8 protein-coding genes are annotated in these 10,154 nt (G+C 71.6%); 5 read left to right on the top strand and 3 right to left on the bottom strand.

Annotated features, from left to right (window positions below):
* On the bottom strand, positions 1 to 1,141 hold a 1,141-nt coding region (gene hemE, locus ABTZ89_RS29570; protein WP_351050779.1), incomplete at its 3' end, for a uroporphyrinogen decarboxylase.
* A gap of 259 nt (positions 1,142 to 1,400) precedes the next feature.
* Here hemE and ABTZ89_RS29565 point away from each other — a divergent pair.
* The 5 genes from ABTZ89_RS29565 to ABTZ89_RS29545 all read left to right on the top strand — a co-directional run bounded on the left by ABTZ89_RS29565 (position 1,401) and on the right by ABTZ89_RS29545 (position 8,011).
* Positions 1,401 to 1,979 (top strand): DUF3000 domain-containing protein, encoded by a 579-nt coding sequence (locus ABTZ89_RS29565; protein WP_502949613.1) that lies wholly within the window; start codon positions 1,401 to 1,403, stop codon positions 1,977 to 1,979.
* Between the two features lie 469 nt (positions 1,980 to 2,448).
* The gene (locus ABTZ89_RS29560; protein ID WP_175548076.1) at positions 2,449 to 3,102 is read left to right on the top strand and encodes a response regulator; all 654 of its coding nucleotides are present in this window, start codon (positions 2,449 to 2,451) and stop codon (positions 3,100 to 3,102) included.
* Positions 3,103 to 3,199: 97 nt separating this feature from the next.
* On the top strand, positions 3,200 to 4,450 hold the full coding sequence (locus ABTZ89_RS29555; RefSeq protein WP_351050776.1) for a ribonuclease D: 1,251 nt from the start codon (positions 3,200 to 3,202) through the stop codon (positions 4,448 to 4,450).
* A gap of 223 nt (positions 4,451 to 4,673) precedes the next feature.
* On the top strand, positions 4,674 to 5,918 hold the full coding sequence (locus tag ABTZ89_RS29550; RefSeq protein WP_351050773.1) for a thiolase family protein: 1,245 nt from the start codon (positions 4,674 to 4,676) through the stop codon (positions 5,916 to 5,918).
* Positions 5,915 to 8,011 (top strand): 3-hydroxyacyl-CoA dehydrogenase NAD-binding domain-containing protein, encoded by a 2,097-nt coding sequence (locus ABTZ89_RS29545; RefSeq protein WP_351050770.1) that lies wholly within the window; start codon positions 5,915 to 5,917, stop codon positions 8,009 to 8,011. Before ABTZ89_RS29550 ends, ABTZ89_RS29545 begins: the two co-directional genes overlap by 4 nt.
* A gap of 117 nt (positions 8,012 to 8,128) precedes the next feature.
* Here the strand turns inward: ABTZ89_RS29545 and ABTZ89_RS29540 are convergent, their stop codons facing one another.
* Both ABTZ89_RS29540 and ABTZ89_RS29535 read right to left on the bottom strand, forming a co-directional pair.
* On the bottom strand, positions 8,129 to 9,274 hold the full coding sequence (locus ABTZ89_RS29540; protein ID WP_351050767.1) for a sensor histidine kinase: 1,146 nt from the start codon (positions 9,272 to 9,274) through the stop codon (positions 8,129 to 8,131).
* A gap of 4 nt (positions 9,275 to 9,278) precedes the next feature.
* Positions 9,279 to 9,965, bottom strand: coding sequence for a response regulator transcription factor (locus ABTZ89_RS29535; RefSeq protein ID WP_270947960.1), 687 nt, complete (start codon positions 9,963 to 9,965; stop codon positions 9,279 to 9,281).
* Between the last annotated feature and the right edge of the window lie 189 nt (positions 9,966 to 10,154).

Genomic DNA, 10,154 nt, shown 5'->3' with positions numbered 1-10,154 from the left:
GGCGTTGGCCTCGCTCCAAGCGGCGTTGGTGAGCACGACCGTCACGTCGTTCTGCTTGGCCTGCTCGACGGCCTGGTCGATCTGTGCACTTGGTCGGGGTCAGCACCTCCGGATCGGTGGCCGGCAGCACCCCGTGGCCGAGGTTGAAGATGTGCCCGCCGGCCGCTTCGCCCTCGGCGAGGATCCGGCGCACCTCGCGCTCCACCGCGTCCCAGCCGGCGAACAGCACCGCCGGGTCGAGGTTGCCCTGCACCACCGGCGCGCCCGCGCCGGGCACGGCCGCGCGCAGCCGCGCCGCGGCGTCGTCCAGCGGCACCCGCCAGTCCACGCCGACCACGTCGGGTCCGGCGGTGCGCATCGCGCCGAGCAGCTCACCGGTGCCCACCCCGAAGTGGATCTTCGGCACGTCGGCGATCTCGGCGACCCCGGCGAAGATCCGCTCGCTGTGCGGCAGCACGAACTCGCGGTAGTCGCGCAGCGAGAGCGCCCCGGCCCACGAGTCGAACAGCTGGATCGCGTCGACCCCGGCCGCCAGCTGCACCTCCAGGAACCGCAGCGTCGCCGCCGACAGCTTCTCCATCAGCGCGTGCCAGGTCTGCGGATCGGAGTGCATCAGCGCCTTGGTGCGCTCGTGGTTGCGGCTCGGACCGCCCTCGACCAGGTAGGAGGCCAGCGTGAACGGCGCCCCGGCGAACCCGATCAGCGGCGTCTGCCCCAGCTCGCCGACCAGCAGGCGGACCGCCTCGGCGACCGGCGCGACCTGCTCCGGCGCCAGCTGCGGCAGCGCGGCGACGTCGTCGGCGCTGCGGATCGGCTCGGCCACCACCGGCCCGGTGCCCGCGACGATGTCCAGCCCGATGCCCGCGGCGTACAGCGGCAGCACGATGTCGCTGAACAGGATCGCGGCGTCCACCCCGTGCCGCCGCACCGGCTGCAGGGTGATCTCGCTGACCAGCTCCGGGGTCAGGCACGCCTGCAGCATCGGCACGCCCTCCCGGACCCGCCGGTACTCGGGAAGCGAACGACCCGCCTGGCGCATGAACCAGACCGGGGTGTGCCGGGGGGTGCCACCGCGGGCGGCGACGAGGAAGGGGGCGTCGGAGAGGTCTCGGCGGGCCGAGACCGGCGCGGGATTCGTCATCGGGGGTCAGCGTCCGTACGTCGATCGATCCCCGGAGTACCGCACGGGCGTGCCACGGCGGCGGACCGGGCTGGCAGGCCAATCTTCGCACGAGGCCCCGTGCGAACTCGCCCCGCGTAGCGGCGCCGGGAGCGGAACCTCAACGCCCGCTGGAACTCCGGGATCGACGGCTCCGAGGAGCGGGGTGCCGATGGCCACAGCCGGGCTTGATCGGCGCGCCTCCGTGATCACCCGGATCCGGCCGCTTAGAGTCTGCGCCGTGACGGAGATGGCGGCGGCGCCCGAGGTTTTTCGGCAGGCAGTTGCCACGTTGACGTCGGCTCGCCCGCGTGCGGAGATCGAGCTGTCCGAAGTCGGTCCGCCCAAGCGGCTCGCGCCGTGGGCGCACGCGCTGGCCGCCGAGGCGAACGGCCCGGCCGGCGAGCTGGCCACCGCTCGACTGGTCCTGCTGCACGACCCGGAGGGCCAGGAGGCGTGGGACGGCGTGCTGCGGCTCGTGGTGTTCCTGCGGGCCGAGCTCGACCCGGAGCTGGCCACCGACCCGCTGCTGCCGGCCGTCGGCTGGTCGTGGCTCACCGATGCGCTCGAAGGTTCCGGCGCGTCGTGGACGGCCCTGGGCGGCACGGTCACGCTGACGTCCTCGGCCCGCTTCGGCGACATCGCCGGACCGTCCCGCAGTCACGATCTGGAGCTGCGCGGGTCGTGGACGGCCACCGACGCCGACCTGGGACCGCACGCGGCGGCGTTCCACGAACTGATCGCGAGCGCAGCCGGGCTACCGCCGGAAGGCGTCTCGATGCTCGGCCGTCCGTCCAACGGCGTTGCGCCGCGCGACTGATCCGCCTTCGTCCGATCACCGGCTGTGTCCGCCGACTCCAGCGCGTAAGGTGCTGCGAACAGGCCGAGCGCGCGACACGCCGAAGCCCTGTTTCCATTCGCGAAGTTCCCTCACCGGCCGCGAAACGGTTGATCACGCAAATTTTTCACGATACGCATTCGTGTTATGTCGGTTAGCCACGCTCCGACGTTACGGCGATTGCAGATAGTCACCCAAAAGCGTGACTTGATCATGCTCAAGTGACAACTCGATCGGGATAGATACCCGATTGATCGTCCCGCTGACCCGCTTGGGCGGTTACGCTGCCACCCGACGACACCACTTTCGGTCGATCAGTGGCGCGGCTGATTGGTCGAGAGTCCCGGTGCCGGTCGGGGGGCACGACCGACTCCAGGGAGGTAGTGACGTGGCTGCCGTCGGCTTAGGTCAGGCCGCTCGAACCACGCCTGCCGGCACTTTGCCGGCCAACATGGTCCCGCACCCGCGGGAAGAGCTGTTCACGGTGCTCGTGGTGGATGACCATCCGCTGCTCCGGGAGGCCATCGCCGCCCGGCTGCTGCAGATGGGCGCCGGCACGGTGCACGAGGCCGCATCGATGGCCGAGGCCAGGGCTCGCGCTCTGGCGACCGGTCCGTGCGACCTCGCAATCCTCGATCTCGGGCTCCCGGACGGGACCGGCATCGAGCTGGTCACCGAACTCCGGAGCCAGGGATGGCCCCGGATCGTGGTGCTCGCATCGTCCGACGACCCGTACGCGGTGCGGGCCGCCTTCCAAGCAGGTGCGCAGGCGTACCTGCTGAAGTCGGCCTCGCCGATGGTGGTCACCGACGGTGTGCGCCGAGTGCTCGACGGCGGGGTGTACGCCGACCCGAGCGTGGCGCCGGTGCTCGCCGCCGGTACCCGCGTACCCGGGACGGACAACACCCCTCGCGAGCTGTCCGGACGGGAGGTCGAAGTTCTCCAGTTGGTGGCCGACGGTCGTTCCAACAAGGAGATCGGTGAGGCCCTGAACCTCTCCGCGCTCACGGTGAAGAGCCACCTGTCGCGGATAGGGCGCAAGCTGGGCACCGGCGACCGGGCGCAGATGGTCGCGCTGGCCATGCGGGCCGGCGTGATCCGCTGATCCGGACGCCGACGCACCTGCACCGGAGCGGTCGGCCCGACGAGCTCGGTCGGAGTGGCCACACGGACCGGACCAAAGCACGTAAGGTCTGGTAGCCGTGGAAGCTGCAAGCCCCGAGACCGTCGGGTCCGACCGCCCGGAACCGGTGTTGTTGACCGAACCCGCCGACGGCGTACCGCCGGTGGTGGACACGCAGGCGGCGTTGCGCGCCGCCGCGACAGCGCTCGCCGCGGGCACCGGACCGGTGGCCGTGGACACCGAGCGCGCTTCGGGATACCGCTACTCGCAACGCGCCTACCTGGTGCAACTGCGCCGCCAAGGTGCCGGGACCGTGCTGGTGGACCCGATCGCGCTGCGAGGCGAGCTCGATCCGCTGGTGCCGGCGCTGGCCGACACCGAGTGGGTGCTGCACGCCGCCTCGCAGGACCTGCCCTGCTTGGCCGAGCTGGACCTGCGCCCGGCGCAGCTGTTCGACACCGAACTGGCCGGGCGGCTGGCCGGCTTCGAGCGCGTCTCGCTGGGCGCTCTCGTGGAGCGCATGCTCGGCTACCAGCTGGAGAAGGGGCACAGCGCGGCCGACTGGTCGCGGCGCCCGCTCCCCCAGGACTGGCTGGTCTACGCCGCGCTCGACGTCGAGCTGCTGGTCGACCTGCGCGATGCGATGCACGACGAGCTGGCGGACCAGGGCAAGCTCGAGTGGGCGTTCGAGGAGTTCGAGGCCGTTCGCACCGCCGAGCCCGCTCCCCCGCGCGCCGAACCGTGGCGCCGCACGTCGGGCATCCACCGGGTGCGCAACCCGCGGCAGCTGGCCGCCGTTCGCGCGCTGTGGCAGACCCGCGACAAGTTCGCCCGCGACCGCGATCTCGCTCCGGGCCGGGTGCTGCCCGATTCCTCGATCGTGCAGGCCGCGCAGGCCAATCCGAAGTCCGAGGCCGATCTGGTCGCGCTGCCGGTGTTCGGCGGTCGGCAGCAGCGGCGCCGGGCCTCGATGTGGTTGCAGGCGCTCCGGTCGGCCCGGCGGCTCGAGAACGACGAGCTGCCCGCCCCGGCCTCCCACAACGACGGCCCGCCCCCGACGAACCGGTGGGCCGACCGCGATCCGGACGCAGCCGCGCGGCTGACCGCGGCCCGTTCGGCGCTGGCGAAGATCGCCGAGGAGAACCGGCTGCCGGTGGAGAACCTGCTGCTCCCGGACCTCGTGCGGCGCACCTGCTGGACGCCGCCGGAAGACCGGAGCCTGCCCGCGGTGAAGGCGCTGCTGCGCGAGAAGGGCGCCCGCGGGTGGCAGCTCGAGCTGACCGCTGAAGCGATCAGCGAAGCGCTGCACGCCACCGCGCCCTCGGAGTGACCTCTGCTCGCTGATGGCACCACGGCTCACCGGCCGTGGTGCCGTCGGCGTCCGGGGAGTGGATGATCAGCGCTGGCCGTCCCGCGATCAACATGTGAGACACCCGACAGGGGTGGCCGTGTGGTTACCGGCGGGTAATAAGCGCTAGAGTGCGGTTACCGGCCGGTAAGTCTCCGCGCGGACCCGGCCGGTCACCATCCACCAAGCCAGTGAGGAGCACGCCGTGGCCGCACCTGCGTCGGCACCCGCCGACAGCCGCAGCCGCCCCGCGGTTCGGGACGTGGTCTTCGTCGACGGCGTACGCACGCCGTTCGGCAAGGCCGGTTCCAAGGGCATCTACGCCGAGACCCGCGCCGACGACATGGTCGTCAAGGTCATCCGTGAGCTGCTGCGGCGGCACCCGGAGCTGCCGCCGGAGCGCATCGACGAGGTCGGCATCGCCGCCACCACCCAGATCGGCGACCAGGGCCTGACCATCGGCCGCAGCGCCGCGCTGCTGGCCGGGCTGCCCAAGTCGGTCCCGGGCTTCGCCATCGACCGGATGTGCGCGGGCGCCATGACCGCGGTGACCACGATCGCCAGCGGCATCGCCTTCGGCGCGTACGACGTGGCGATCGCGGGCGGCGTCGAGCACATGGGCAACCACCCGATGGGCGAGGGCGTCGACCCCAACCCGCGCTACGTGTCGGACAAGATCGTCGACCCGTCCGCGCTGATCATGGGCTCGACCGCGGAGAACCTGCATGACCGGTTCCCGACGCTGACCAAGGAACGCACGGACGCCTACGCCGCCCTGAGCCAGCAGCGCTACGACGAGGCGCTGCAGGCCGGGAAGATCAGCCCGGACCTGGTGCCGGTGTCCACCCGCTCCGCCGAGCAGGGCTGGGGCCTGGCCACCGCCGACGAGCCGCCGCGCCCGGGCACCACCGCGGAAGCGCTGGCCGGGCTGAAGACGCCGTTCCGCCCGCACGGCCGGGTCACGCCGGGCAACGCCGCGGGCCTCAACGACGGCGCCACCGGCTGCCTGCTGGCCGACGCCGAGACCGCCGAGTCGCTGGGCCTGCCGGTCGGCATGCGGCTGGTCGGCTACGCCTTCGCCGGTGTCGAGCCCGAGGTCATGGGCGTCGGTCCGGTGCCGGCCACCGAGAAGGCGCTGGAGCGCGCCGGGCTGAGCATCGACGACATCGGCCTGTTCGAGATCAACGAGGCCTTCGCGGTGCAGGTGCTGGCCTTCCTGGAGCACTTCGGCATCTCCGACGACGACCCGCGGGTCAACCCGTGGGGCGGCGCGATCGCCTGCGGCCACCCGCTGGCCTCCTCCGGCGTGCGGCTGATGACGCAGCTGTCCCGCCACTTCGCCGAGCACCCCGAGGTGCGCTACGGCATCACCACCATGTGCATCGGCTTCGGCATGGGCGGAACGGTCATCTGGGAGAACCCGAACTACAACGCAGGAGGCGAGCAGTGACCGAATTCGCCGCGCTGTTCCCCGACGAGGTCGTCACCAAGGCGCACACCCGCCTCGTCGACGCGCCCGGCCTGGCCGGCAAGCTCGCGCTGATCACCATCGACAACGGCCACGACCACACCCGGCCGTCCACCTTCGGCCCGGGCGGGCTGGAAAGCCTCAACGCCGCGCTGGACGAGGCCTTCGCCGCCGAGCCCGCGGCCATCGCGGTCACCGGCAAGCCGTTCATCTTCGCCGTGGGCGCCGACCTGTCGGGCATCGGCCGGATCACCGAGCGCGAGCACGCGCACATGATCGCCAAGACCGGTCACGACGTGTTCCGCCGGCTGACCGAGTCGAAGATCCCGACCTTCGCGTTCGTCAACGGCGCGACCCTCGGCGGCGGTCTCGAGCTGGCGCTGTCCTGCCACTACCGGACGGTGTCGAAGTCCGCGGGCATGGTCGCGTTCCCGGAGTGCTTCCTGGGCCTGTTCCCGGGCTGGGGCGGCACCCAGCTGCTGCCGAACCTGATCGGTCCGGACGCCGCGGTCACCGTGATCATCGAGAACGCGCTGAGCCAGAACCGGATGCTCAACCCGAAGAAGGCCCACGGCCTGGGCATCTTCGACGAGCTGCTGGACAGCCCCGACTTCCTCGAGGAGTCGATCCGCTGGGCGGTCCGCGTGGTCAACGGCGAGCAGACCGTGTCGCGTCCGGAGATCGACCGCGGCAAGGGCTGGGACGACGCCGTCGCCCGCGCCAAGGGCATCGTCGAGTCCCGCACCCACGGGGCCTCCCCGGCGGTGACCAAGGCCGTCGAGCTGATCGAGCTGGCCCGCGGCAACGACCTCGACGCCGGCTACGCGGCCGAGACCGAGGCGCTGGCCGACGCGCTGATGTCCGACGAGCTGCGCTCCGGGCTGTACTCGTTCGACCTGACCCAGAAGCGCGCCAAGCGCCCGGCCGGTGCGCCGGACAAGTCGCTGGCCCGCGACGTCAAGAAGGTCGGCGTGGTCGGCGCCGGGCTGATGGCCGGGCAGCTGGCGCTGCTGTTCGTGCGCCGCCTGGAGGTGCCGGTCGTCATCACCGACATCGACCAGGAGCGCATCGACCGCGGCGTGGCCTACATCCACGGCGAGATCGACAAGCTCGCCGCCAAGGGCCGCCTGTCGCCGGACGCGGTGAACAAGCTCAAGGCCCTGGTCACCGGCTCGCTGGACAAGGCGGCGTTCGCCGACGCCGACTTCGTCATCGAGGCCGTGTTCGAGGAGATGTCGGTCAAGCAGAAGGTGTTCGCCGAGCTGGAGCAGCACGTCTCCGCCGAGGCGATCCTGGCGACCAACACCTCGTCGCTGTCGATCACCGAGATGGCCTCCCAGCTGCAGCACCCGGAGCGGGTCGTCGGCTTCCACTTCTTCAACCCGGTCGCGGTCCTGCCGCTGCTGGAGGTCGTGCGCGGCGAGAAGACCGACGACGCCTCGCTGGCCACCGCGTTCAAGGTCGGCAAGCAGCTGAAGAAGTCCTGCGTGCTGGTCAAGGACGCCCCGGCGTTCGTGGTCAACCGGCTGCTGACCCGGTTCATGGGCGAGGTCATCGCCACCGTCGACGAGGGCACGCCGTTCGAGGTCGCCGACAACGCCCTGGAGCCGCTGGGCCTGCCGATGACCCCGATGGTGCTGCTGCAGCTGGTCGGCCCGGCGGTCGCCCAGCACGTCAACGAGACGATGCACGCGGCCTTCCCGGACCGGTTCGGCATCAGCGCCAACATGCAGCGCTTCGTCGAGGCCCGCAAGGCCGCGGTGTGGACCACCGACGACTCCGGCAAGCAGATCGTCGACCCCGAGGTCGCGGCGCTGTGGGAGCAGGGCGATGAGCCGTCGACGACCGAGCAGGTCCGCGACCGGGCGCTGAACGCACTGGCCGAGGAGATCCGGCTCATGCTCGACGAGGGCGTGGTCGCCGAGGCTCAGGACATCGACCTGTGCATGCTCCTGGGCGCGGGCTGGCCGTTCTGGCTGGGCGGCATCACGCCGTACCTGGACCGGGCGGGCATCTCGGAGAAGGTCAACGGCAAGCGCTTCCTCGACCCGGGCGTGGCATCGGTCTCCGCCTGATCGAAGTGAGCTGATGCGGGGCCGGGACGACTCGTCCCGGCCCCGCTTTCCTGTGCGTGGCCGTGAGCCTTTTCTGGTGCTGTAGCCCCACAAAGTGCTCACGGAGCGGACCCTTCGTCAGGGTGCGGCGGGGAGTTGGACGGTGACCGCGAGGCCTCCGGTGGGGAGGGCTTCGGCTTGGACTCGGCCGTGATGGGCCTTCGCCGCTGCTTGGACGATCGACAGGCCCAAACCCGCTCCGCTGCGGGCGGTTCGTTCGACACCTGCTCGGCGGAACGGTTCGAAGAGGGCTTCCACCTGCTCCGGCAGGATGTTCGGCCCCGAGGACGCGACGCGCAGCGTTGTCCACCGCGGATCGCTGCCGATGACGACCTGCACCCAACCGCCGTCGACGTTGTGCCGCACCGCGTTCTCCAGCAGGTTGCCCGCGACCCGCTCCAGCAGCGCCGGGTCGCCCACCGCGAACGCGGGTTCACCGCTGCACTCCACCCGCAGCCCGCGCTGGCGGACCTCCGGTTCCACCGCCCGCCGGGCCCGCCCCGCCACCTCGGCGAGGTCGACCGGTTCGCGCACCGCCAGTTCGACACCTTCCGTCCGCGCCAGCAGGAGCAGGGACTCCACCAGGCGTTCCGCGCGGGCCGTGGCTTCGCGGACCACCTCGGCCATCCGGCGCAGCTCCGCCTCGTCGGCGTCGGGATCGGACAGCGTGACTTCCAGCTCCGTGCGGATCACCGACAGCGGAGTGCGCAGCTCGTGGCTGGCGTTGGCGACGAACCGGCGCTGCGAGTCGAAAGCCGCCTGCAACCGGTCGAGCATCTCGTCGAAGGTGTCGGCGAGGCGTGCCACTTCGTCGCGCGGACCGCTCAGCGCGATCCGCTCGTCCAGCGACTCGGCCGAAAGCCGCCGCGCGGTGGCCGTCACTTCCTGCAGCGGGCGCAGCACCCGGCCGGACACCGTCCACGCCAGCAATGCGGCAGCCAGCACGACGGCGACGAAAGCGCCCCCGCCGATGAGCAGGACCTGCTGCCGCGCCGAGTCGCGCAACGCCTCCCCCAGCAACGGCGCCGGCACGTCCACGCCGTGCACCCGGACGAGCGTGCCGTCCGGCAGCTGCGGCACCGCGGCCACCACGTTGCCCACCAGCACCCAGCCCAACCACAGCAGCAGACCGCTGACCACCGCGACCAGTCCGGTCGCGAGCAGCGTCAGGCGGAGCCGGAGGCCGGGCCCGCGGCGGGAGAACGACCGGGCGGACGCGCTCATCGGATCAGTCCCGGGCGTGCTCGGCGCGTCCCGCCGACGGCACCCGGTAGCCGGAGCCGACCACGGTCTCGATGACGCCCGGCTCCCCCAGCTTCTTGCGCAAGGTCATCATGGTGACCCGCACGGTCGTGGTGAACGGGTCGGCGTTCTCGTCCCAGACCCGCTCCAGCAGCTCCTCGGAGCTCACCACGGCGCCACCGGCCGACAGCAGGACCTCCAGGACGCCGAACTCCTTGCGGGTCAGCTCGATCTCGCCATCGCTCCGGTGAACCGTGCGCCGCGCCGGATCCAGCTCCAGCTCCAGCGCGGTGAGCAGCGGCGGCTGAGCGGGTGTCGCGCGCCGCCCCAGCGCCCGCACGCGGGCGACCAGCTCGGCGAAGGCGAACGGCTTGGCCAGGTAGTCGTCGGCGCCCAGGGACAGCCCGGCGACGCGGTCGGCGACCGTGCCGCTCGCGGTGAGCATCAGCACCCGGGTCAGCTCACCGGAGTTGATCAGCTCCCGGCACAGCTCGTCGCCGGACATGCCGGGCAGGTCGCGGTCGAGCACCACCACGTCGTAGCGGGTGATCGACGCCTTCTCCTGACCGCTCTCGCCGTCGTAGGCGACGTCCACGGCCATGCCGTCCCGCCGCAGCCCGCGAGCGACCGCGTCGGCCAACGGCTTCTCGTCCTCGACGACCAGGATTCGCACGACCTCACCCTGCCACAACGCCCAGGAACAACGACGCCGAACACGATCAATCCCAGCCCCCGCGGTCCTCCGCGCACATCGGCGTGTCGGACCCCGACACACCGACGGGCCGCAAATTCCATTGAAATCGAAGGTCCGATTTCAATGGAATTTGGGGCTGCGGTCGATAAGCCGGTGGGGGCGGGGGGC

Source organism: Saccharopolyspora sp. NPDC002686 (genome assembly GCF_040295745.1).
GTDB classification, from domain to species: domain Bacteria; phylum Actinomycetota; class Actinomycetes; order Mycobacteriales; family Pseudonocardiaceae; genus Saccharopolyspora; species Saccharopolyspora oryzae.
The sequence above is the reverse complement of the archived record's forward strand: the minus strand, read 5'-3'. Positions and strand labels throughout refer to the sequence as shown.

Coding starts and splice junctions, on each gene's coding strand:
- ABTZ89_RS29560 (WP_175548076.1), top strand. CDS start 2,449: ATGGTCCCGCACCCGCGGGAAGAGCTGTTCACGGTGCTCGTGGTGGAT.
- ABTZ89_RS29540 (WP_351050767.1), bottom strand. CDS start 9,274: ATGAGCGCGTCCGCCCGGTCGTTCTCCCGCCGCGGGCCCGGCCTCCGG.